Raw genomic sequence first — 25,124 nt, 5'->3', positions numbered from 1 at the left:
AGGAGTCTCTTTGTTTATTTATTTAGTTAGTTCAAAATTGCTTTGGATTTCTTTAATTAATTGCTCAGCGCCATCTTTGCTAAGGATTAATTTTCCACCAGCTAGTGAGATGTTATCATCGGATACTTCACCAGTAACTTGGCAAGTCATGTTTGGCTTATATTTTTTTAAGATGATTTTTTCATCATCCACATAGATTTCTAATGCGTCTTTCTCTGCAATACCAAGAGTACGTCTAAGTTCAATTGGAATAACTACACGACCTAATTCATCAACTTTACGAACAATACCAGTAGATTTCATATTAATTGCTCCTCCCAGTCATCTATCTAATTATTTATCTTTTTCGTCATTATTCGACAAAAATCATTGTTGATATTATAATACCAACCATTGCCATAATCGTCAATTACTTTATTTTATTTTTGTGTGGAAATTATTAACATGAAGAGGAATATTGATTTATCAACGTTTATGATGGAAAAGTCATGGATAAAAACTCACCCAATTTCCAGTAGACGTACATACCTCGTTTCGACAAAACGACATAATTCGACAAATTTCATCTATTTGTCTATTTTTTGTCGAACGATTAATTTGATTATGGCTTTTGAAAAAACACGGAGATTGCAATAAAACCATCGCTTCTCCCTTCGGAAATGTTGCACAAATTCAAGTTTTTAGGTATATTTTGAGGAAGATAGAGGCTAAGATGACTCATATATATTCTTTTTTTCATGCAAAGAAGAAACAATAAATATATGGTCAGATATGAGAGATTAGACTCGTCATAAGGGCGGGTTTTTTAAGATGAGGAGGAAATAAACATGGAGGAAAAATTAAAGACTTTTTATTTAACCACTCCAATTTACTATCCGAGCGGAAATTTACATATTGGACATGCTTATACGACCGTTGCTGGTGATGCGATGGCACGTTATAAGCGTCTACGAGGTTATGATGTAATGTATTTGACGGGTACTGATGAGCATGGCCAAAAAATTCAAGAAAAAGCGGAAGAAAAAGGCGTGTCTCCCCAAAGTTATGTGGATGAAATCGTTGGTGGTATCCAAGACTTATGGAAAAAGTTAGATATTTCTTATGATGACTTCATTCGTACAACAGAAACAAGACATAAAGAAGTAGTTGAGAAGATTTTTGCTCAATTATTAGAGCAAGGTGATATTTATCTTGGGGAATATGAAGGTTGGTATTGTACGCCTTGTGAATCGTATTTTACTGAAACACAATTAGTTGAAGGTAACTGTCCAGATTGTGGGAGACCGGTTCATCGTGTGAAAGAGGAGTCATATTTCTTTAAAGTAAGTAAATATGCTGATCGGTTACTACAATATTACGAAGACAACCCTTCTTTTATTCAACCAGAGTCTAGGAAAAATGAAATGATTAATAACTTCATTAAACCTGGGTTAGAGGATTTAGCTGTATCTCGTACAACATTTGATTGGGGTGTTCCGGTTCCTGGTAATCCTAAGCATGTCATTTATGTATGGATTGACGCCTTATCAAACTATATTACTGCATTAGGATATGGCTCAGATAATGATAGTAAGTATTTGAAGTACTGGCCTGCAGATGTTCATTTAGTCGGAAAAGAAATTGTGCGCTTCCATACTATTTACTGGCCAATTATGTTAATGGCACTAGACTTACCATTACCTAAGAAAGTATTCGCTCATGGTTGGTTATTAATGAAGGATGGAAAGATGTCTAAATCTAAAGGTAATGTAGTAGACCCAGTCACATTAATTGATCGTTATGGTTTAGATGCGTTACGTTACTACTTATTGCGCGAAGTGCCGTTTGGCGCTGATGGTGTATTTACACCTGAAGGTTTCATCGAGCGTATTAATTTTGATTTAGCCAATGATTTAGGAAATCTCTTGAATCGTACAGTGGCTATGATTAATAAGTACTTTGATGGCGTAATTCCAACTTATCGTGGTTCAAACGGTGAATTTGATCAAGCGCTTGTACAAATGAATAAAGAGACAGTTGGAAAATATGAAGAAGCAATGGAAAACATGGAGTTTTCAGTTGCGTTGTCTGCTGTATGGCAATTGGTCAGTCGTACGAATAAGTATATTGATGAAACAAAGCCATGGATGCTTGCGAAAGAGGAGAGTACACAAGAGGAATTAGCAACGACGATGTACCACTTAGCAGAATCGTTAAGAAGAATCGCCGTTCTATTACAACCGTTCTTAACTAGAACACCAGAGAAAATCTTTACACAGTTAAATGTAAACAAAGAAGAGCTCATCTCTTGGGAGAGCATTGAGACATTTGGTAAAATTGGCGAAGGTATAAAAGTACAAAAGGGCGACCCTATTTTCCCTCGTCTTGAAATTAGTGAAGAGGTTGAGTATATTAAGCAAAAAATGCAGGGTAGTGCACCTCAAGGTGAAAAAGAAGAGAAGCAAGTACAAGCGAAACCAGATAGTGAGGAAATCACGATTGATGACTTCATGAAAGTGGATTTACGTGTTGCTCAAGTTATAGAGGCTGAACCAGTCAAAAAAGCGGATAAGTTATTAAAATTACAATTGGATTTAGGTTATGAAAAACGTCAAGTTGTTTCAGGTATCGCAAAGTTTTACAAACCAGAAGATTTAGTTGGCCGTAAAGTTATTTGTGTAACCAATCTTAAACCTGTTAAATTGCGTGGAGAATTATCTGAGGGAATGATTCTTGCTGGAAGTGAAGATGGCGCATTATCATTAGCTACAATTGCAGAGTCATTACCAGTAGGCGCGAGAGTCAAATAATATCCGATTAATGGAAGCAGAAGGTTTTTTAGAACATAGAAATGTGATCCGTTACAAAGACGATGATGCATTTCTATGTTTTTTATTTTTATATAATATATCTAAATAAAGTTATTAAGGTTAACTATATATATAGAAGGAAGATGTTTATTTAATATTATAGTTGTTAGTTTTCTAAAATAATAATAAAAAAGGAGAAATGAGGATGCTATTTGATACACATGTTCATTTAAATGCGGAGCAATATGACGAGGATTTGGCAGAAGTGATTAAGCGAGCAAGAGAAGCTGGGGTTGAAAAAATGGTCGTTGTTGGTTTTGATAGACCTACAATTGAAAGAGCAATGGAACTGATTGAACAATATGATTTCCTTTATGCGAGCATTGGTTGGCATCCGGTTGATGCGATTGATATGACTGAAGGAGATTTAATTTGGATAGAAGAATTATCGAAGCATCCAAAAGTAGTCGCAATCGGAGAAATGGGATTAGATTACCATTGGGATAAGTCACCAAAAGATGTGCAAAAAGATGTGTTTAGACAACAAATTCAATTGGCAAAAAAAGTAAAATTACCGATTATTATTCATAACCGTGAAGCAACAGCTGATATCGTAGAAATATTAAAAGAAGAAAATGCTGCTGAAGTAGGTGGGATTATGCATTGTTTTAGTGGAAGCCCTGAAACAGCTAAAGAATGCATTGATATGAATTTTTATATTTCATTAGGTGGCCCTGTTACTTTTAAAAATGCAAGAAAACCAAAGGAAGTGGCAGCAGAGATTCCATTAGAAAAATTGTTGATCGAAACAGATTGCCCATATTTAGCTCCGCACCCATTCCGTGGCAAACGTAATGAACCAAGCTATGTGAAGTTGGTCTGTGAACAAATTGCTGAAATTAAAAACATTCCAGTAGAAGAAGTTGCAGCAATTACAACCGAAAACGCAAAAAAATTATTCGCTATAAATTGACAGCAAATATTGTCAAAAATAATAGAAGCTTGTCCAAATGTTTTCTTATACCAAAAAGTTCTACACAGGAATCTGTCCTCATAGGATAACCATGTCGATATCTCTCACTTTGCAAAAAAATGCTTTTTCTGCATAATAGAGCGTACGTGCAGAAAAAATTTTTTCTTGTATGGAAAGAGGGAAAAAAGAGTGTTTCGGAGAATAGAAGGTATATCAGTTTGCCTGACTTCTGAAATGCTCGATTGATTCAGTATTTTTAGGGGGTGTGGATGATAAGGTGAACGTTCTTTTCTTGAACTCTTTATAAGGGGAAGAGGAATACTTGGGGATGTTCCGTTTTATCTTTCCCTCCAAAAAATCAGATAGTGAGTGTTGACAGTCAGCAAGATAGTCTATATAATCACTCCGAGAGAAAAGGAGGCAATTTTCATCGTGATAAATTACATGAAAAACCTGTTATCCAAGTCTTTGAGCAAGAAAAAATGGGCAGTTATCTTTGCTAGTCTAATCGTTACGATTACAGCTAGCGGTTTTTTAATCTTTGAAATGACAAAGAAAACCGTTGCTCTAACATTAGATGGTGAGGAACAAACAATAAATACACACGCAAAAACCATTCAAGAGATATTTGACGAAATGGATATAGGATTACGCTCAGAAGACTATGTGTACCCCTCGGTAGATAAAGCCGTTAAGGACAATATGGAAGTGGTTTGGAACCCTGCAGTGCAGGTGAAGATTACCGACAAAAAAGATTCCGAGGTCATATGGACAACAGCTGATACTGTGCAAGAGCTGATAGATGAAGAGAATATTGAATTAAGTAAACATGATGCCATAAAGCCTAAATTAGGTGATAAAATTACAGGTAAGATGGACATCAAGATTGATCGCGCGTTCAAAATTGAATTAGCAGACGGTGCGAATGATAAAACCGAAGAAGTGTGGTCAACTTCGACTACGGTCGCTGACTTTTTATCGCAACAAGATATTAAGCTAGGAAAATTAGATCGTGTTGAACCAAAGTTGGATGAGACAGTCAAAGAAAATGACGTAATAAAAGTCATCAGAGTTGAAAAGGTCACCGATGTAGTGGAAGAACCAATTGAATATGCGGTCGTAACTAAAAAAGACGATAGCTTGAAAAAGGGTAGTGAAAAGGTTCTTGAAAAAGGTCAAGAGGGTCTTTTGAAAAAAGAATTTGAAATTACTCGTGAAAATGGAAAAGAAATCTCTCGTAAATTACTTAGTAAAGAAAAAGTAAAAGAATCAAAAAATCATATAGTTGCTGTTGGAACAAAAGTATCTCAACCAGTTACAAAAGTGGCATCTCGCGGCGAGAATAATGAATCTAGTGGCAAAGAAATGTATGTTAGCTCTACTGCCTATACTGCAGGTTGTAATGGTTGTTCAGGTGTCACAGCGACGGGATTAGATTTAAAAGCTAATCCGGGAGCAAAGGTGATAGCGGTAGATCCGAGCGTTATTCCTTTAGGGACAAAAGTATATGTGGAAGGTTATGGTTACGCTGTAGCTTCCGATACGGGATCTGCTATTAAAGGGAATAAGATTGACGTATTTTTCTCCAGTAAATCTGATGCTTATCGTTGGGGACGTAAGCAAGTGAAAATACGTGTGCTTAATTAGATGGTGTTTGTAAGCAGGGGAATTCATCCTCTGCTCTTTTTCTGTTATAATTATTTGCATTTTCTTTCGTAGGATGTTTCATATATAATAAAATGCATGCAATCTTGCTGTACTATCATTATATATATTTAGACGATTAACATTACAGAAATGTTTCACTTTTTTTGCAAATAATTCATTCTATTTAAAATAAGTTTGCTGAATAAGTATAAATTGGAAGTTTTTAGTGAACGGATAGGTGTTAAGATGAAAATAAAAGAGATTATCGTGGTAGAGGGTAAGGACGATACTGTCGCGATTAAAAAGGCATTAGATGCCGATACAATTGAAACAAATGGCTCAGCCATAAATTTTGAGACATTAGAAAAAATAAAACTGGCGCAAAAAACGAGAGGTGTTATTGTTTTAACAGATCCTGATTTTCCTGGTGAGAAAATTAGACATACGATTACAAAGCATGTCCCACAATGCAAGCACGCTTTTATTGATAAACAATTTGCGATAGCTAAGCATGGTAAAGGTGTAGGTGTAGAGCATGCTTCTGTTGAGGTAATACGAGAGGCGCTCTCCCATGCCTATGTCATGACAGAGGAGGCTGTGTCTGAAGTGACGCAGGCTGATTTAATGGACGCAGGCTTAATTGGTGGCAGTGACGCAAAGAAGCGCCGTGAAGAGCTAGGCAAGATTTTAAAGATAGGTTATGCCAATGGCAAGCAACTTTATAAACGTTTAACAATGTTTCAAATTACAAAGAAAGACTTTTTGGCAGCGGTAGCTAAAATGGACAAGGAGCTTGGTTATGAATAAGGATATTGCCACACCGATAAGAACGAAAGCAATTTTAGAGAAGCATGGCTTTTCGTTTAAAAAGAGTTTAGGTCAAAACTTCTTAATAGACACGAATATATTAAATCGAATTGTGGATCATGCTGAATTAACATCCAAGTCTGGTGCAATTGAAATTGGTCCTGGTATTGGAGCATTAACTGAGCAATTAGCTAAGAGAAGTGAGAAGGTTTTAGCTTTTGAAATTGATCACCGACTATTACCAATATTGGCAGATACACTTGAGCCATATCCGAATGTAAAAGTTATTAATGAAGATGTGCTAAAGGCTGATATCGTTTCAGCGATACAACAAGAATTCGCAAATATCGATGATTTAATGGTAGTTGCTAATTTACCTTACTATGTCACTACGCCAATTATTATGAAGTTATTAGAGGATCAGCTCCCGATTAGAGGTATTGTATGTATGTTGCAAAAGGAGGTCGCAGAACGTATTTCTGCGAGTCCTGGCTCTAAAAGCTATGGCTCCCTTTCGATTGCAATTCAATATTATACAAAAGCAGAGACTGTTATGATTGTTCCTAAGTCTGTCTTCATTCCTCAACCGAATGTTGATTCTGCTGTTATCCGCTTAACAAAATTAGATCAACCAGCAGTGAAAGTCCAAGATGAAGCCTTCTTCTTTAAAGTAACAAGAGCAAGCTTTGCTCAAAGGAGAAAAACCATCCTCAATAATTTAACGAGTCAGTTAGAGAAGGGGAAAGAAAGAAAAGAGTTCATTTTACAGGCACTAAATCAAGCGGGGGTTGAACCAACGAGAAGAGGAGAAACGTTAGGGTTAGAAGAATTCGCTCGTTTGGCTGACGCATTACTACCTCACTTCAGTTCATAACATCTATTAGGTATTAGCACATATGAACCGGACTAATGACTTTATTAAAAGTGTTTAGTCCGTTTTTTATTTGGCTTTTGGGATTTGCAATTTTTCCTTGTACGGTGAAGAGGCGCTATAGAGAAGCACAGGTCCAAGCATTGGCGCATAATTTAACTAAAGAAACAGACTCAGGGAAATGGCCCAAAATGGAGTGACGACAGTGACTATAAAATTAATGGATATCGTTGGGAGGGTTTCCTATCATTGTGATATTATGTTCCGCGTTATTGACATAAGAGAGCATGATGGGAAAAGGATGGCGGTATTATATGGAGAAGATATAAGGCTCATTGCAGATGCTCCTTATGAGGATCTTATCATCATGAGTCAGTCTGATCAGCGAAGAATTATGCAGGAATTCCGCACACTTGAAGAGCAATCTCTTGAATTATTCCGTCAAGATGTTCATCTATTGCAAGAGAAAAGAGAATATACAGTAACAGAGGGATATAGTAAAGCAGCTAATTATTTTCAATTGCCCGGGAAGGTATTACATCTTGATGGTGATCCAGGTTATTTAAAGAAATGTTTAACGGTTTATGAGAAAATCGGTATTCCAGTTACTGGACTACACTTAAGTGAAAAAGATATGCCTCGTGTTATTGGGGAGTTAGTTGATTATTATCGACCGGATATTTTAGTTATTACTGGCCATGACGCATATACAAAGGCAAAGGGTAGTAAGTCAGATATAGAGGCATACCGCCATTCTAAGCATTTTGTGCAAACGGTGAAAGAAGCGAGGAAGAAGGTTCCTCATTTAGATCAACTTGTCATCTTTGCTGGAGCTTGTCAATCTCACTTTGAATCCCTGATTCATGCTGGAGCTAATTTTGCTAGTTCTCCTTCTAGAGTAAACATTCATGCGCTAGATCCCGTATATATTGTAAGTAAGATTAGTTTTACACCTTACAATGAGCATATTCGTGTTTGGGACGTGTTAAGAAATACATTATCTGGTGAAAGAGGCTTAGGTGGGGTGGAAACAAAAGGTGTGCTTAGGACGGGTATGCCGTTCCATTATGAGGAAGAGGAAGAACAATCTATTGATCCGTTTGGGTCATTTTAAAAGAGAGTTTACCTTTTGGGAAAATGATAAAATAAGGGGATGTTAGAGGGGCTTGCCAATGTTGGTAGGGCTTCTTTTTTATGAGGAAAAATAAGATTCTCAATAATTTTACATAATTTCCTAAAAGATGGGGAATGTTAGGAATGTAGAAAATTAGCAAAAAAAGTAGAACGAAATGTGTTGCAACTGTTTTTGTTTATTGATATAATTAATAATTTTACTTGACTTAATTGTGGTAAAGTGGTATACTTTTTATAGTGAGGTGGACCGAATGGGAAAAACATTATTGGATATCAAAAAGGCACTTGATTCAAATCTTGGTAAAAGGCTAATGCTCAAGGCTAATGGCGGACGCAGAAAGACAATTGAACGGTCTGGCGTTTTAGCTGAAACGTATCCATCTGTATTTGTCATCGAGTTAGATCAAGATGAAAATGCATTTGAACGCGTATCTTACAGCTATGCGGATGTTTTAACAGAAACGGTTCAAATTACTTTCTATGAAGACACATCAGGACAAGTTGCTTTAAGCTAACCTTATATAACATCAACAAAAGCGGCAAGCCAATTTGCTGCTTTTTTGTGTTTTAGAAAGGTTAAAACAACTACTAGTAATTACCTTTATGAAAAAAATACTTCTGAGGAAAGCTATGAGTAGCAATGAATAAGGAGTGATTCCAAGATGAGCAGAAGAAGGCGAATCATGTCAGAAGGAATGAAAGAAGAACTCGCTAAAGAATTAGGCTTTTATGACACCGTTCAACAAGAAGGCTGGGGCGGTATTACTTCTAAGGATGCTGGCAATATGGTGAAAAGAGCAGTAGAAAAAGCCTTAGCATCCTATCAGACAAAATAATTCATTGTGTTTTTTAGAGAAACAAATACGAAATCAGGCTAATGCTCCCCTATAGGTAGACAAATATCTGGCTACCTATGGAGGAGTATTTTTTTATGCTTAAACTCTCTGGAAGGAAAGTATTTAATATCAAACGCGTAGGCGAACGAAAGTCAGGAATCAGGAAGGTGAACAAAGGAGATATGGTTAGGTGAAATCGAGTTAGATTAGGGCAAAAGAAGCCCAATCAAAAAAACAAACTTCAGAAGTTTAGTCCGGGTGCGGATAAAATCGATCCAGAAAGCTATACTTCATGTTGGTTACAAAAACGATCGCCCGGAAATTCGAATCAAGAGTCACCCCTGATTTGTAAGACGAGCGCCCTTTTAATCTGTTTCTTACAATCGTTATACACAGCTTGTACATAACAAAGACCGCTTGGGCATAAGTACTTAGTTTACTTTATTTCGTTTTGCGATTACTTATTTTTCATCGTGAAAATGCTGATTGTTCCCAGGCTAATGTCAAAAAATTAATCTTAATATTGAATAATATTATTGCATACGTCTTACTTTTCTCGTTTTGTGGTAAAATAGGACAAAAAATGGAGTCGTCCTGAAATTTGTAAAGTAGGTGGAGAGTTTGAAACTTTTAGTAAAGGCTCCTGCTAAAATCAATTTATCACTAGATGTCCTCGGTAAACGAGAGGATGGTTATCATGAAGTAGAAATGATTATGACAACCATTGATTTGGCAGATCGTCTTGAATTAACGTTATTGGATAAAGATGAGATAAAAATTGTTTCACATAATCGCTTTGTTCCAGATGACCATAGGAACTTAGCTTATCAGGCAGCACATTTGCTAAAGAACAGGTTTAATGTGAAGCAAGGGGTTAGTATTGCGATTGAAAAAGTGATTCCTGTTGCTGCGGGATTAGCTGGGGGAAGCAGTGACGCAGCGGCCGCGTTAAGAGGCTTGAACAAGCTGTGGCAATTAGGGTTAACGATTGATGAGTTAGCGGAAATCGGTGCAGAAATCGGCTCTGATGTATCTTTTTGCGTTTATGGAGGGACAGCCCTTGCTACAGGTAGAGGAGAGCTTATTCAAGCTTTACCAGCTCCACCAACTTGCTGGGTGATTTTAGCCAAACCTTTTATCGGTGTTTCGACTGCTGAGGTGTATCGCCGCTTAAATAAGCAGGGAATTAAACATCCGCAAACCTTAGCAATGATTAAGGCCATTGAAGATCAGTCTTATAGCGATGTTTGCGCACATTTGTCTAATGTCCTTGAAAGTGTGACGTTAAAAATGCATCCAGAGGTTAACCAGATTAAGGAACAGATGCAGAGATTTGGTGCTGATGCAGTCTTAATGAGTGGTAGTGGCCCGACTGTATTTGGTTTAGCACAGCATGATTCTCGTATGCACCGCATTTATAATGGTCTAAGAGGATTTTGTGACCAAGTTTTTGCGGTTAGACTCCTTGGAGAACAGCATAAACTTGATTAAAGACGTATAATAATGTTATATTATCGTTATAATATTCGGTTTTTAATTAAAAGGAGGGCCAATCATGAAATTTCGTCGTAGTGAACGTCTAATTGATATGACACATTATCTTTTAGAGCATCCAAGACAATTGGTATCCTTAACCTTTTTCTCAGAAAGATATGGTTCAGCTAAATCATCAATTAGCGAAGATTTAGCGATAATAAAAGACACTTTTGAGCTTCGCGGAATAGGCACATTAGAAACAGTTCCAGGGGCAGCGGGTGGCGTGAGATATCAGGTGAAGGTACGAGATGAAGAAGCGAAACCGATCATTGCAGAACTATGTGAGTTAATTGCAAGTCCTGATCGCCTCTTGCCGGGCGGTTACCTTTATATGACTGATATTTTAGGTGACCCTATGATTGTACAAAAATGCGGTAAGTTAATTGCATCGGCTTATATTAATAAAAATATTGATATGGTCATGACAGTTGCAACAAAGGGAATTGCGCTTGCCTATGCAGTCGCTAATTATCTTAATGTTCCTGTTGTCATTGCCAGAAGAGATAGTAGAGTGACAGAGGGATCTACAGTCAGCATTAACTATGTATCAGGGTCTGCGAAAAGGATTCAGACAATGGTTCTTTCTAAAAGAAGTTTAGAAGAAGGTTCGAAAGTACTTATTGTTGATGATTTTATGAAGGCCGGCGGCACAATTAATGGCATGATTAGTATGCTAGATGAATTTAAAGCTACACTAGCTGGAATTGCTGTCTTAGTAGAATCAGAAAATGCAGATGAACGTTTAGTTGATGAGTATGTATCTCTCGTCCAGTTAGCAGATGTAGATGTGAGAGAAAAACGTATTAATGTAACTGAAGGAAACTACTTCAAAAGGAATTAAGTAGGGAGAGGGAGGAAGATTGAAATGAAGATCGTTCAAACGAATGAAGCTCCAGCGGCTATTGGACCGTATTCTCAAGGTATTGTTGTAAATAATATGTTTTATAGCTCGGGACAAATACCATTAACTACAGAAGGTGTTATGGTAGATGGTGATGTGAAGGAACAAACACATCAAGTATTTAAAAATTTACAAGCAGTATTACAAGAAGCAGGTGCATCACTTGAAACAGTCATCAAGACAACTGTCTTCATCCAAGATATGAACGACTTTGCAACTGTGAATGAAGTTTATGGAGAGTATTTCAATAACCACCAACCCGCTCGCTCTTGTGTAGAGGTAGCAAAATTGCCAAAAGAAGCAAAAATTGAAATAGAAGTTATCGCGCTTGTGAAGTAAATCTCATGTGGGGGATACACCATTCTGAAAGGATGGTGTATTTTTTATGAGACAAAAGTGAATTTCATGAAATCGAAATAGTAAAAGGAAATGGTATTTGGAAGAATTTTAATGGAAATCATCCATTTGTCCTAAAATTACGAAATATTTTTTCTAATTAAGAAGGAGTTTGCAATTATATGTGGAATTGTAAGTAAAGGATTTTATCTACTGGGAAAAGGTGGTGAACAGAATGGAAGTAACTGACGTAAGATTACGCCGCGTTAATACGGATGGCCGCATGAGGGCGATTGCATCTATTACTTTGGATCAGGAATTTGTCGTTCATGATATTCGTGTCATTGATGGTAATAACGGCTTATTTGTAGCGATGCCAAGTAAACGTACTCCGGATGGAGAGTTTAGAGATATTGCTCATCCGATTAATTCCGGGACTCGCGGTAAAATCCAAGAAGCAGTATTAGCAGAGTACCATCGTTTAGGTGAATTAGAGGAAGTAGAATTTGAAGAAGCGGGTGCTTCGTAGACAAATAGACACGCAGGTAGGAGTCCATACATCTTAGGTATGGGCTCTTTTTTTGTGTGTAAATTAGTTCAAATGTATAGGGGTGTGTAGACGTGTGAAAAAGTCATTCTAATTGACAAAAATATGTACTTTCCTTTCATTCCTTGAAATCATATGCTATTTAGGATATATTTTTTAATGGATAAAAAGGTTAATTGGAGGACTTTAAATGTCTAATCGATATGCGGTCATTTTAGCTGCTGGTCAGGGTACACGGATGAAATCTAAGCTATATAAAGTGCTACACCCTGTTTGTGGAAAACCAATGGTTCAGCACGTCTTTGATCAAGTATCTACACTTGATATAAAAGATATTGTAACTGTCATTGGTCATGGAGCAGATCTAGTTCAATCACAGCTGGGAGAAGCGAGTGAGTACCGGTTGCAGGAAGAACAGCTTGGTACGGCTCATGCCGTTATTCAAGCGAAAGATTTGTTGCAGGATAAAGAAGGTGTCACGCTTGTTATCTGTGGAGATACACCATTAATCAAAGCAGAAACAATGGAAGCGTTATTTAAACATCATGAAGAACAATCTGCGAAAGCAACTATACTAACAGCGCATACTGGTCAACCGACAGGTTATGGTCGTGTAGTGAGGAATACTGCTGGTCATGTAGAGAAAATTGTCGAGCATAAGGATGCGTCAGAAGAAGAAAGATTGATAGAAGAAATCAACACTGGAACTTATTGTTTTGATAACAAAGCTTTATTCCAAGCGCTATCACAAGTATCTAATGATAATGCCCAAGGTGAATATTATTTACCTGATGTCATTGAAATCTTAAAAGCCCAAGGTGAAATCGTTACTGCGTATCAAACACCTGACTTCGAGGAAACCTTAGGAGTAAATGATCGGGTGGCGTTATCACAAGCGGAGATGTATTTAAAGAAACGTATCAACGAACATCATATGAGAAATGGTGTAACAATTGTTGACCCATTAAATACTTATATCGGTGTGGATGTCGAGATTGGTTCAGATACAATTATATACCCTGGCACTATGTTGATGGGGCATACCATTATTGGTGAGGATTGTGAGATTGGTCCTTCTACTCAGATTGAAAACTGTCAAGTTGGCAGTGAAACGGTCATAAGGCAATCAGTGGCACATGATAGTGAAATTGGTGCGGGAGTAAAGATTGGTCCCTTTGCCCATATTAGACCGCAATCGCAAATTGATGATGAAGTTAAAATTGGCAACTTTGTAGAAATAAAGAAAGCGAAGTTTGGCAAGGGTAGTAAAGCTTCACATTTAAGTTATATTGGTGATGCTGAGGTCGGAAAAGACGTTAATTTAGGCTGTGGTTCGATAACAGTTAACTACGATGGAAAGAACAAATATTTAACAAAGATAGAAGACGGTGTATTTGTTGGTTGTAACTCAAACTTGGTTGCACCAGTTACAATTGGTGAAGGTGCTTATATTGCAGCTGGATCTACGATTACTGATGATGTGCCAGGCAATGCCTTATCTATTGCACGTGCTCGTCAAGTAAACAAAGAGAATTATGTAGATCAATTAAATCAAAAGAAATAAAAATTTATGGAGGCGCATCATGTCAAATCAGTATTTAGATCCCAATTTAAAAGTATTCACTTTAAATTCAAATAAAGGACTTGCCAGTGAAATTGCTAAATTTATCGGTGTAGAATTAGGTAAATGTTCGGTTACGCGCTTTAGCGATGGTGAAATCCAAATTAATATCGAAGAAAGTATTCGTGGCTGTGATGTGTATGTAATCCAATCAACTAGTAATCCAGTAAATGAGCATTTAATGGAATTATTAATTATGATTGATGCCCTAAAACGAGCATCTGCTAAAACAATTAATATTGTTATGCCTTATTATGGATATGCTCGCCAAGACCGTAAAGCGCGTGCACGTGAGCCAATTACTGCGAAACTTGCTGCAAATTTATTAGAAACAGCGGGCGCAACACGTGTGATTACGCTCGACTTGCACGCTCCACAAATTCAAGGATTCTTTGATATTCCAATCGATCACTTAATGGGTGTACCAATCCTATCTGAATACTTCAAGAACAAGGTAGAAGGGGATATTGTTGTCGTTTCTCCAGACCATGGTGGTGTAACAAGAGCACGTAAGATGGCAGATCAATTAAAAGCGCCAATTGCAATCATTGATAAGCGCCGTCCAAGACCAAATGTGGCAGAAGTGATGAATATTGTTGGTAATATTGAGGGGAAAATAGCTATTCTTATTGATGATATTATCGATACGGCTGGCACAATCACTTTAGCTGCAAATGCACTTGTAGAAAATGGAGCTGCAGAAGTGTATGCTTGCTGTACGCACCCTGTTTTATCTGGACCGGCAATTGACCGTATTGAAAACTCACAAATTAAGGAGCTAGTTGTGACTAACTCTATTGTTCTTGATGAAGAGAAGAAAACAGGGAAAATCGTCGAGCTATCTGTTGCATCTCTTATTGGAGAAGCAATTATTCGTGTCCACGAAGAGCAATCTGTAAGTGTGTTGTTCGATTAAAACAATTCTGACAAATCATGCCATCTATCGGATCATTACGTTTACTTAAATAATGGACATTTTGCTTACAAACGTCGAGCGATGTTTATCTTTCAGTTAATTAGGGAATCTTTTAATAATAAGCCTTAAATTTTGAAAGGGGACGTTAGAATGACTGTTTTAGAAGCGAAGGAAAGAAAAGAGTTTCGTCACTCATTTTTAACTAAAATTCGTGCAGATGGTAATGTTCCAGCAATTGTTTATGGCACGAAGATGGAGAGTAAGCCAATATTCTTTAATGAGGCTGATTTTATTAAGACGATTAAAGAAGTTGGTAGAAATGGAGTCTTCTCAGTCGATATTGATGGTAAGAAAGTAGATGTCGTCTTAACAGAATACCAAGCCGATCCATTAAAAAATACAGTGGTACATGCTGATTTATTATCTGTAGATAAATCTACAAAAATTACAGCAGAAGTTACTGTAAATACGGTCGGTGACTCACCAGGTGTTAAAGAAGGTGGCGTCTTGCAACAAGCGCTACATGAGATTACTGTTACCGGTACACCTGGCAATATCCCGCAATCAATTGATGTGGATATTTCTAAATTAGAGATAAACGATGTAGTCACTATTGAAGATTTAAAAGGTGCCTCCTCGTATGAAATTGAACATGACGCCGAAGAGACGATTCTTTCCGTCCTCCCTCCTCGTGTGGAAGAAGAACCACAAGAAGAGGAAGTTGTGGAAGAACCGGAAGTTATAAACGAAAAAGAATAATACCAAACTAAGGTGGGGACTGACCAGAGCACCAATGGGTCAGTCCTTATTTGAGGTAAGGGGGAAAGTGCTTAGTGAAACTATTTGTAGGGTTAGGTAATCCAGGTAAGCCCTATGATCGTACAAGACATAATATTGGATTTGATGTGATCGATGAATTATCTAAAAAGTGGGACATTCCACTTGATCAATCAAAGTTTAAAGGATTGTATGGTGCTGGATTTGTAAAAGGAGAAAAAGTTTTTTTATTAAAACCACTTACATATATGAATTTATCAGGTGAATCCATTAGACCACTGATGGATTATTTTCAAATTGAGATAGAGGATATTGTAGTTATTTATGATGATTTAGATTTACCGGTTGGAAAGATTCGCTTGCGACAAAAAGGAAGTGCTGGTGGACATAACGGGATTAAATCAACGATTGCTCATATCGGTACGCAAGAATTTAACCGCATCCGAGTGGGGATAGATCGTCCGCCTCAAGGAATGAAAGTCCCCGATTATGTACTTGGTAAGTTTTCTGAAGAAGAAATGAACGAAATGAAAGCCGTTATTAATAAATGCACTGATGCGTGTGAAGAATGGTTAAATATACCTTTCCTTCAAGTCATGAATGTATATAATCAATCATGATATAATGACTTGTGCATATCCTTCCAACAAACCGTCAATAATAATGACAATTGATGGATAAAGGGAAGTGTTATTGTTGGCTATTCATTACTCATGCCGCCATTGCGGGGTATCTTTAGGGACTGTCGATAAACAAACGGTTCAAGCAGAGCAATTAGGCTTTCATAAATTAAATGAAGAAGAAAGACATGAAATGATCCAGTATGACAATTCAGGAAACGTTTACGTGAAGGCGATTTGTGAGGATTGCCATGAATCACTAGAGCGTAATCCAGACTACTATCAGCAAGACTTTCTTATTCATTAAAGCTTTGGAGTACTTTCCAAAGCATTTTTCTGTTTCTTTATACTCTTTTCGATAGATAGGAAAAAAGTTTAGTACGATAATAGAGGGACTTTTCTTATAAAAATCGAATAATATATAAAGTTAACAACCATTGTTTGAAAAAATACGCATGATTTATATGCTTTGTGAGTATAAACATGTAAGTAAGAAAAATTTGGCTTCCTAACCTATACGAGGTTTAGGGAGCTTAAAGTGCTTTAAAAATGTATTTAAAAAGAAGAGCAAATAGGGGAGTAGTAGCTTTCTCAGGTTGAGGGAGAGATGTTGCTTTTTGTAATAGGAGGATTACTGCATGTTAGGGCTTAAAAAAGTATTTTCACAACAGGATGAGGTCTTGTCTGTATTATCAGGCATAGATGAAGGGTTAAATGAACAAATGGTGGCAGGTTTAACGGGTTCAGCTAGAACGCTTTTTCTGGCGGCAGTATATGAACAGTCTAAACGTCCCTTACTTGTGACAACCCACAATTTATTGCAAGCGCAAAAATTATATGATGATTTAACACAACTTCTAGGAGAAGAGCAAGTATTCTTGTATCCTGCAAATGAGTTAATTGCAGCTGAATTAAGTATATCTAGCCCAGAATTAAAAGGGCAAAGAATTGAAACACTCAACCATATGATGTCAGCAAATGATGGTGTCATGATTGTACCTATGGCCGGGTTAAAGAAGATCCTCCCACCTAAAGAGTTGTGGAGCAAACTTCAGTTAACGTTAAAAGTTGGCGATGAGCTAACCGAACAACAATTAAATCAGTTTATCCAAATGGGCTACAGTCGAGTGGAGATGGTGTCCTCTCCAGGTGAATTTAGTGTTCGCGGTGGTATTATTGATATTTATCCGTTAACAGAGTCAGACCCTATTAGGATTGAATTATTCGATACAGAGGTTGATTCTATCCGGTTCTTTTCTTTAGAAGATCAGCGCTCAAAGTCAAAGGTTGAGCGTGTGTTAATTGGGCCAGCTACAGAAACACCAATGGAAGGTGAACATTTTGAGCGGCTTATTCATACTTTAGAGTCAGGATTGGGTAAAAGCTTAAAAAAATTAAAAAATGACCAAGCCAAACAAAGCCTTACACAAAATATCGGTTATGAATTAGAACAATTAAAGACTGGTACTAAACCAGAGCAATTATATAAATATTTATCCCTTGCTTATGAGGGAGGCAGTAGTTTAATAGACTATCTTCCTGCGAACGGATTGATTTTTGTAGACGAAGTCAGTCGTGTACAAGAAATGAATGATTCCCTTGATAAAGAAGAAGCAGAATGGTACACGAACCTACTTGAAGAAGGACAGATTATTCACGACGTTGTGACTTCTCATTCTTTAAAAGAACTAATGTATACTAAGAAAAATCCGATTGTTTATATGTCCTTATTTTTACGACATGTACCGAATACAAATCCGCAAAATATTATTAATATCTCCTGTAAGCCGATGCAAAATTTTCATGGTCAAATGCATGTGCTTAAAACAGAGGTTGATCGCTGGAAAAAAGGAAATTATGCTATTGTTTTTCTTGCTGTAGATGAAGAACGGGTTCACAAATTGCAGAATGTGTTAGAGGATTATGATATTGAATCCGCTATCATCAAACAGGACTCTCTCCTTGCACAAGGAAGAATTCAGATTTTAGAAGGGGCAATTCAAACAGGTTTTGAGCTTAATAATCAACGGATTGCCGTAATTACAGAAGAAGAGCTATTTAATCATAAAACAAGAAAGAAACAGAGAAGACAAAAACTTTCCAATGCAGAAAGAATTAAGAGCTATTCGGAATTAAAGATTGGTGATTACGTTGTTCATGTCAATCATGGTATTGGGAAGTACTTAGGAATTGAAACTTTAGAGATTAATGGTGTCCATAAAGATTATTTGAATATTCGTTATCAAGGTAGTGATCAACTTTATGTTCCTGTTGAACAAATTGACCTTGTACAAAAATATGTAGGGTCTGAATCAAAAGAACCGAAGATTTATAAACTTGGCGGTAACGATTGGAAGAAGGTAAAGAAAAAAGTCCAATCCTCTGTTGAAGATATCGCCGATGACCTTATTAAATTATATGCCGAAAGAGAAGCATCTAAAGGATACGCTTTTAACCCTGATAGTGATATGCAGCGAGAGTTTGAATCTGCTTTCCCATATCAAGAAACAGAAGATCAAATTCGTTCCATTAATGAGATTAAAAAAGATATGGAAAGAGAAAGACCAATGGACCGTTTGCTTTGTGGAGACGTGGGTTATGGAAAAACAGAAGTGGCAATACGAGCGATATTCAAAGCAGTTGCTGATGGTAAACAAGTTGCTTTTCTTGTGCCAACAACGATCCTTGCACAACAGCATTATGAAACGATGCTTGAGCGGTTTCAAGACTACCCTGTAAAAATCGGTATGTTGAGTCGATTCCGTACGAAGAAACAACAAACTGAAACGATTAAAGGATTAAAAGCGGGGACGGTTGATGTTGTCGTTGGTACTCACCGTATCCTTTCTAAAGATTTAACTTATCGAGATCTCGGTTTGTTAATTATAGACGAAGAACAAAGGTTTGGTGTTACTCATAAAGAGAAAATCAAGAAATTAAAAACCAATGTCGATGTTTTAACATTAACAGCGACACCAATTCCGCGTACATTGCATATGTCGATGCTGGGCGTTCGGGATTTATCCGTTATTGAGACACCACCTGAAAATCGTTTTCCTGTACAAACATATGTGATGGAATATAACGGTGTATTGGTGAGGGAAGCAATCGAGCGAGAATTAGCACGTGGTGGTCAGGTCTATTTCCTCTATAATCGCGTGGAGGATATTGAGCGTAAAGCAGAGGAAATCTCTATGATAGTTCCTGATGCAAGGGTCGCTTATGCACATGGTCAAATGTCGGAGAATGAATTAGAGAGCGTCATGCTTGGTTTCTTCGACGGTGAATATGATGTCTTAGTAAGTACAACGATAATTGAGACTGGTGTAGATATACCAAATGTAAATACATTAATTGTTCATGATGCTGATCGCATGGGCTTATCTCAGTTGTATCAATTGCGAGGAAGGGTAGGTAGGTCTAACCGTGTTGCTTATGCGTACTTTACCTATCGTAAAGATAAAGTCCTTACAGAAGTGGCAGAGAAACGTTTGCAGGCGATTAAAGAATTTACGGAGCTTGGCTCTGGATTTAAAATTGCCATGCGAGATTTAACGATTCGAGGTGCAGGTAATTTACTTGGAGCGGAGCAACACGGCTTTATTGATTCTGTTGGGTTTGATCTATATTCACAAATGCTGAAAGAAGCAATTGAAGAGAGGAAAGAATCCATGGGCGGTGAGCCGAGAAAAGAGCCAATGGAAATTGATTTAGAAATTGATGCTTATATTCCAGATGCATTTATTTCTGATGGACATCAAAAAATTGAAATGTATAAACGCTTCCGTGGGATTACGAGCCTTGAGGATATTGATGAATTGAAAGATGAGATGGTTGACCGATTTGGTGATTATCCGGAAGAAGTCGCGTATTTATTTAAAATTGCTGAAATGAAAGTATATGGAGAAGTGGCTGGGGTCGAACTAGTGAAGCAATCAAAAGATGAAGTGCTTATCCTATTATCTGAGCAAGGTAGTGTGGAAGCTGATGGGCAAAAAGTATTCAAGCTTAGCAATCAATTTGGTCGCATGATTGGGCTTGGTATGGATGGGAAAAAACTGAAAGCGGTTCTCCATATAAAAGGAATTGCCACGAAAGAATGGTTAGAAAATGCATTCACTTTTATGAAGGGATTACAGGATACAAAGAAGGTTCCTGAAAAAACAGCCAAGTAAATGTTGAAAAATATTGGTAATTTTATTGTAAGAATTGCAATGTTTGATTGAGAAAGGACAAGGGTATTTCAAGGATAGAGCACATAAATGGAATGTTTATCCCTTTCTGGAATGAATCACACCTAAAAGAAAAAATAGTTGGACGTGTATATAACTTTCCTTATGAAAGATACTAAGTTCAAACATGGCGATGCATTCATGATATCTTCCTTATGAATCATAGCTATTTTGAAAAGCAAAAGCTGTAGTTTGAGTTAGATTTAACCGAAAATCATCTGTAAAGGGAAATATGTATCATTAGTGAAGGAATAAATGGGAAGAATTCTCGTTGTATCGTCCTAATGGCCATGGATCGGTTAGAGTTAAGCGGCTTTTTCTTTTCAGTAATTTAATCATCAGATGAAAGTGAGGCAACGTTGAATGAAAGCAACAGGTATTGTTCGTCGTATTGATGATTTGGGTCGTGTCGTCATTCCTAAAGAAATCCGGAGAACTTTAAGAATCCGTGAAGGAGATCCACTTGAGATTTTTGTAGACCGCGATGGAGAGGTAATTTTAAAGAAATACTCACCTATCTCTGAGCTTAGTGACTTCGCAAAAGAATATGCAGAAGCATTATATGATAGCTTAGGAAATCCGGTCTTAATTTGCGATAGAGATACATATATCGCTGTTGCAGGAGGCTCTAAGAAGGATTACTTAAATAAGAGTATTAGTGATCTAGTAGAGAAGACAATGGAGGATCGTAGCTCTGTTCTTGTGACCCAATCAAGCGAAATTTCAATTGTAGATAATCATACAGAATCCGTCGCATCTTACACAATAGGACCCATAGTAGCCAATGGCGATCCAATTGGTGCAGTCGTAATCATTGCGAAAGATGACACCATTGGTGCAGTTGAACAAAAATCCGTCGAAACCGCAGCTGGATTTTTAGCGAGACAAATGGAATCATAGTATATAGGTAATATGAGCTGGAGCTTTTCTAGCGTCATCTAGTGCGAACAATCATATTTTTAATGATGATTGTTCGCTTTATTTTTGTGTAGACATTGACTTTCGGGAGCTGAATGCTGCTAATGTTAGAGGAAAATGATCTGCCGTAAGATGCCGTTGGAAACGAATCAGCCCCTTAACTGAAGTCGACTGGAAATTCTTAATCGGGTAAAAAAGAGCCGCGTTCTGAAAAGACCGATTAAGATGGTAACGAAGTCAAAAAACCAAAGAGATTTTTGGTAAGAAGCACTAGGGGGAATACGTCTGGAGAAACCCAAGCGTGAAGAAATCATAATTAAGCCAGAAAATATCAAATAAATGCTTCAAAAATTGATAAATTCAAGTAGGATTTGATTAATCATAAGGAGAAATCATAGCTAAGCATCTTTTTACCGCAAAACTACACCTCAATATTTAAAATGCCTCCCTCAGGCAAGGAGCGAGAGACAAATATCAATAAATGAATATGCTATAATACATTTCGAAGTTCATAGTTAAGCGGTATCGTCGTGCTTATAGGGGGAGATATCTTCTGGATACCAATCAAACTTCTACGAGTATAATGAAAGGTGCGGTTATTTTGACTGCGGCAGGAATAATTGTCAAATTGTTGAGCGCGGTTTATCGCATTCCTTTCCAAAACATAGTAGGAGATATCGGGTTTTATATTTATCAACAAGTGTACCCTTTTTATGGGATCTTTCTTGTTTTAGCCACAACAGGTTTTCCAGTTGTGATTTCAAAACTATATATTGAGCAAAGAACGAGGAATGGTGAGGAAGGTGGACGGCGGTTATTAAAAGTTGCCGGATTATTGTTATCAATGATTGCTATTATATGTTGCTTAACGATGTATTTTAGTGCGGATGCCTTAGCTTACTATATGAACGATCCTCAATTGGCTGATTCCTTGCGCATTGTTGCTATTAGTTTTTTAATATTACCACTTGTATCAGTGCTAAGAGGTTTTTTTCAAGGAAAAGGAAATATGATGCCAACAGCTGTTTCTCAAGTGAGTGAACAACTTTTACGAGTGCTGTTTATCTTACTTTATGCTTATATACTAACTAAAATGGGTGCTTCCATTTATTCTGTTAGCGGTGGAGTTTACTATGGTGTCATTTTAGCCTCTTTGGCAGCTTTTGCAATCTTGCTATTTTATTTTATAAAAGAAATGAAAAGTGCACCAAGAATAAGGCAGAAGCACATGGGTGTTAGCTCGTATTTTCAACTGTCTAAAGAGATTATTGTCCAAAGCTTTGCTATTTGTGTGAGTAGTTTATTACTCATTTTTATCCAGTTAGCAGATGCCCTCAATCTTTATGCCTTATTGACGACATCGGGTTTTTCTGAGATTGAAGCAAAGACATTAAAGGGTGTATATGACAGAGGTCAGCCACTTATTCAATTAGGTTCTATTGTTGCCACTTCGATGAGTTTATCGCTCGTACCAATTCTTACATACGTAAAAATACAGCAACCTCAACTACTCAATGAAAAAATCCAATTGGTCATTAGAGTGAGCCTTCTATTTGGCGTTGGCGCTTCAGTTGGGCTTTGGGCGATTGTGAGTCAAACAAATGTCATGCTATTCGAAAATGATAAAGGGTCAGCCGTTCTAGGTTTAATGTCTATTGTTATTTTACTAAGCTCTCTTGTGATTACTTTGGCAGCCGTACACCAAGGTTTAGGAAATAGCTTTTTCCCAGCGTGGACGATTTTAATCGGAGTGGGAATTAAGTACTTTCTGAATACCTCATTTGTACCGCATTATGGAATATATGGGGCTGTATACGCCACATATATCGCGTTAGCGTTGATGGTAATTGCTTTGCTGTTTCGGTTAAAATGGAACCAAAGTGTCAAACTTGTTTCAGTACGTGAGTTATTGACAATCCTTAGTTCTGCTATTCTGATGACGATTTTTTTAAATTTGTATCTCTCTGTTACTGCACTCTCATTCATGAGTGGAAGAGTACTTGCTACCTTTCAATCGTTAACCGGCGCTGCTCTCGGTGCGATTCTTTATTTATTTCTTACGATTCGCAGCAACATATTTACAGAAGCAGAGCTACGTCAGTTACCTTTTGGAGAAAAGCTTCTCCATTTTATGAAAAGAAGATAAAAACAACCGACACAAAAAGTAAAATAAAGGAGAATTATTTATAATGAAGGTAACAGTTATTGGCCTTGGAGCAGGAGATCTTAATCAACTGCCACTAGGAGTATATAAGCTATTAACCAGTGTTAATAAAGTTTATTTAAGAACAAAAGAACATCCTGTGGTATCAGCATTAACAGCAGAAGGAGTGCTATTTGAATCCTTCGACAAGATCTATGAATCACATGATCAATTTGCAGAGGTATACGAAGAAATAAGCACCCTTTTGTTAGAAAAAGGAAAAGTAGAAAACATTGTTTATGCTGTGCCAGGTCACCCGCTTGTAGCAGAAAAAACGGTACAATTACTCATTGAACGGGCTGATGAGTATGAAGTTAATTTAGAATTTAAGGGTGGCCAAAGTTTTCTAGATAGCATGTTCCAAGCGTTAAGGGTTGATCCAGTTGAAGGTTTTACACTATTAGATGGTACGGACTTAAAGGGAAGTGAACTTGTTCTTACACAACATATGATTATCGGACAAGTATATGATGCATTCATTGCATCTGAAGTAAAATTGACGTTAATGGACTATTTACCGGATGATTATTTAGTAAAGATTGTAACAGCGGCCGGAAGTAGTGAAGAAGTGATTAAAGAAGTTCCACTTTATGAACTAGATCATGATTTAGCTTTAACTAATTTAACATCTGTATATGTCCCTCCCGTTACGAATGAAGCGATTCTTTACCCAACGTTTCCTAAACTGAAAGAAATCATTGCTACCTTAAGAGGTCCAAATGGATGTCCGTGGGATAAGAAACAAACACATCAATCTTTGAAGAAGTATTTAATCGAGGAAGCGTATGAATTAATCGAAGCGATTGAAGAGGATGATATTGATCATATCATTGAAGAGCTAGGGGATGTGTTGTTACAAGTTATGCTTCATGCCCAGATAGGAGACGATGAAGGGTACTTCTCTATTCATGATGTAATAGCAGGTCTTTCTAAAAAAATGGTTTTTAGACATCCGCATGTGTTTGGGGAGAGAGCAGCAGAAGACGTAGATGAAGCGTTACGTAACTGGAATGAAATGAAAAAACAAGAAAAAGGCGAAAAAACATCGTCAATATTGGATGGTGTTCCAAAATCATATCCAGCCATGTTGCGTGCAGAAGAGTTACAAAAACGTGCTGCAAAGGTCGGTTTCGATTGGGAAAACATCCAACCAATGTGGGATAAGGTGTTTGAAGAAATTAAAGAATTTCAATTGGAAGCCGAGAATAATAATGACAATCGCATAATTGAATTTGGTGATATATTATTTGCATTTATCAATATTGCTCGGTATTATCAAATCAATCCAGAAGAAGCATTACATCGAACCAATACGAAATTTACCAATCGTTTTTCATATATAGAGAAAAAACTAGATAAGAATCTAAAAGAGGCGAGCCTGGAGGAAATGGATCGTTTTTGGGAAGAAGCGAAGAAAAAAGGTTACTAAATGAACTTTTTAGGGTAAAGGAGAGTGAAAG

General features: G+C 37.1%; 22 protein-coding genes. 21 read left to right on the top strand and 1 reads right to left on the bottom strand.

Annotated features, from left to right (window positions below):
* Positions 1-18: 18 nt before the first annotated feature.
* Positions 19-309: an AbrB/MazE/SpoVT family DNA-binding domain-containing protein gene (locus U9M49_RS22195; protein WP_180317054.1), complete on the bottom strand. Its 291-nt coding sequence runs from the start codon at positions 307-309 to the stop codon at positions 19-21.
* Between the two features lie 518 nt (positions 310-827).
* Here U9M49_RS22195 and metG point away from each other — a divergent pair.
* The 21 genes from metG (at position 828) to mazG (ending at position 25,093) form a co-directional block, all read left to right on the top strand.
* Positions 828-2,789 (top strand): methionine--tRNA ligase, encoded by a 1,962-nt coding sequence (gene metG / locus U9M49_RS22190; RefSeq protein ID WP_095371296.1) that lies wholly within the window; start codon positions 828-830, stop codon positions 2,787-2,789.
* A 205-nt stretch (positions 2,790-2,994) separates the two neighbouring features.
* Positions 2,995-3,762, top strand: coding sequence for a TatD family hydrolase (locus tag U9M49_RS22185; RefSeq protein WP_095371295.1), 768 nt, complete (start codon positions 2,995-2,997; stop codon positions 3,760-3,762).
* A gap of 444 nt (positions 3,763-4,206) precedes the next feature.
* A complete protein-coding gene (locus U9M49_RS22180) occupies positions 4,207-5,409 on the top strand; it encodes a G5 and 3D domain-containing protein (RefSeq protein WP_095371294.1) in 1,203 nt (400 codons plus the stop codon).
* 246 nt (positions 5,410-5,655) lie between these two features.
* Positions 5,656-6,216, top strand: a complete 561-nt coding sequence (gene rnmV, locus U9M49_RS22175; RefSeq protein ID WP_095371293.1) for a ribonuclease M5 — start codon at positions 5,656-5,658, stop codon at positions 6,214-6,216.
* Positions 6,209-7,090: a 16S rRNA (adenine(1518)-N(6)/adenine(1519)-N(6))-dimethyltransferase RsmA gene (rsmA, locus tag U9M49_RS22170; protein ID WP_095371292.1), complete on the top strand. Its 882-nt coding sequence runs from the start codon at positions 6,209-6,211 to the stop codon at positions 7,088-7,090. Before rnmV ends, rsmA begins: the two co-directional genes overlap by 8 nt.
* Positions 7,091-7,292: 202 nt before the next feature.
* On the top strand, positions 7,293-8,201 hold the full coding sequence (gene yabG, locus U9M49_RS22165) for a sporulation peptidase YabG (RefSeq protein WP_095371291.1): 909 nt from the start codon (positions 7,293-7,295) through the stop codon (positions 8,199-8,201).
* A gap of 271 nt (positions 8,202-8,472) precedes the next feature.
* Positions 8,473-8,736, top strand: a complete 264-nt coding sequence (veg, locus tag U9M49_RS22160) for a biofilm formation stimulator Veg (protein WP_095371290.1) — start codon at positions 8,473-8,475, stop codon at positions 8,734-8,736.
* A gap of 147 nt (positions 8,737-8,883) precedes the next feature.
* Positions 8,884-9,057 carry a small, acid-soluble spore protein, alpha/beta type gene (locus U9M49_RS22155; RefSeq protein WP_095371289.1) on the top strand — a complete coding sequence of 58 codons (174 nt, stop codon included), beginning with the start codon at positions 8,884-8,886 and terminating at the stop codon, positions 9,055-9,057.
* Positions 9,058-9,678: 621 nt separating this feature from the next.
* Positions 9,679-10,548 carry a 4-(cytidine 5'-diphospho)-2-C-methyl-D-erythritol kinase gene (ispE, locus tag U9M49_RS22150; RefSeq protein ID WP_095371288.1) on the top strand — a complete coding sequence of 290 codons (870 nt, stop codon included), beginning with the start codon at positions 9,679-9,681 and terminating at the stop codon, positions 10,546-10,548.
* Between the two features lie 64 nt (positions 10,549-10,612).
* Positions 10,613-11,434, top strand: a complete 822-nt coding sequence (gene purR, locus U9M49_RS22145; RefSeq protein WP_095371287.1) for a pur operon repressor — start codon at positions 10,613-10,615, stop codon at positions 11,432-11,434.
* A 24-nt stretch (positions 11,435-11,458) separates the two neighbouring features.
* On the top strand, positions 11,459-11,833 hold the full coding sequence (locus U9M49_RS22140; protein WP_095371286.1) for a RidA family protein: 375 nt from the start codon (positions 11,459-11,461) through the stop codon (positions 11,831-11,833).
* 232 nt (positions 11,834-12,065) lie between these two features.
* Positions 12,066-12,359 (top strand): septation regulator SpoVG, encoded by a 294-nt coding sequence (gene spoVG, locus U9M49_RS22135; protein WP_095371285.1) that lies wholly within the window; start codon positions 12,066-12,068, stop codon positions 12,357-12,359.
* Positions 12,360-12,567: 208 nt separating this feature from the next.
* Positions 12,568-13,941 carry a bifunctional UDP-N-acetylglucosamine diphosphorylase/glucosamine-1-phosphate N-acetyltransferase GlmU gene (gene glmU, locus U9M49_RS22130; protein WP_095371284.1) on the top strand — a complete coding sequence of 458 codons (1,374 nt, stop codon included), beginning with the start codon at positions 12,568-12,570 and terminating at the stop codon, positions 13,939-13,941.
* Positions 13,942-13,960: 19 nt separating this feature from the next.
* Positions 13,961-14,914 carry a ribose-phosphate diphosphokinase gene (locus U9M49_RS22125; protein ID WP_095371283.1) on the top strand — a complete coding sequence of 318 codons (954 nt, stop codon included), beginning with the start codon at positions 13,961-13,963 and terminating at the stop codon, positions 14,912-14,914.
* A 150-nt stretch (positions 14,915-15,064) separates the two neighbouring features.
* On the top strand, positions 15,065-15,673 hold the full coding sequence (locus tag U9M49_RS22120; protein ID WP_095371282.1) for a 50S ribosomal protein L25/general stress protein Ctc: 609 nt from the start codon (positions 15,065-15,067) through the stop codon (positions 15,671-15,673).
* A gap of 74 nt (positions 15,674-15,747) precedes the next feature.
* Positions 15,748-16,311, top strand: coding sequence for an aminoacyl-tRNA hydrolase (gene pth / locus U9M49_RS22115; RefSeq protein ID WP_095371281.1), 564 nt, complete (start codon positions 15,748-15,750; stop codon positions 16,309-16,311).
* A gap of 76 nt (positions 16,312-16,387) precedes the next feature.
* Positions 16,388-16,618: an anti-sigma-F factor Fin family protein gene (locus U9M49_RS22110; protein WP_095371280.1), complete on the top strand. Its 231-nt coding sequence runs from the start codon at positions 16,388-16,390 to the stop codon at positions 16,616-16,618.
* Between the two features lie 331 nt (positions 16,619-16,949).
* Entirely contained in the window at positions 16,950-20,486 is a 3,537-nt protein-coding gene (gene mfd / locus U9M49_RS22105; protein ID WP_307319217.1) for a transcription-repair coupling factor, read from the top strand.
* 420 nt (positions 20,487-20,906) lie between these two features.
* Positions 20,907-21,443 (top strand): stage V sporulation protein T, encoded by a 537-nt coding sequence (gene spoVT / locus U9M49_RS22100; protein ID WP_095371279.1) that lies wholly within the window; start codon positions 20,907-20,909, stop codon positions 21,441-21,443.
* Between the two features lie 601 nt (positions 21,444-22,044).
* Positions 22,045-23,607, top strand: coding sequence for a polysaccharide biosynthesis protein (locus U9M49_RS22095; protein WP_322910616.1), 1,563 nt, complete (start codon positions 22,045-22,047; stop codon positions 23,605-23,607).
* 43 nt (positions 23,608-23,650) lie between these two features.
* Positions 23,651-25,093 carry a nucleoside triphosphate pyrophosphohydrolase gene (gene mazG, locus U9M49_RS22090; RefSeq protein ID WP_095371277.1) on the top strand — a complete coding sequence of 481 codons (1,443 nt, stop codon included), beginning with the start codon at positions 23,651-23,653 and terminating at the stop codon, positions 25,091-25,093.
* The last annotated feature ends 31 nt before the right edge of the window (positions 25,094-25,124 follow it).

It is taken from the genome of Cytobacillus sp. OWB-43, from assembly GCF_034651445.1.
Taxonomy (GTDB): domain Bacteria; phylum Bacillota; class Bacilli; order Bacillales; family Cytobacillaceae; genus Cytobacillus; species Cytobacillus kochii.
This window is presented reverse-complemented; position numbering and strand designations above follow the sequence as displayed.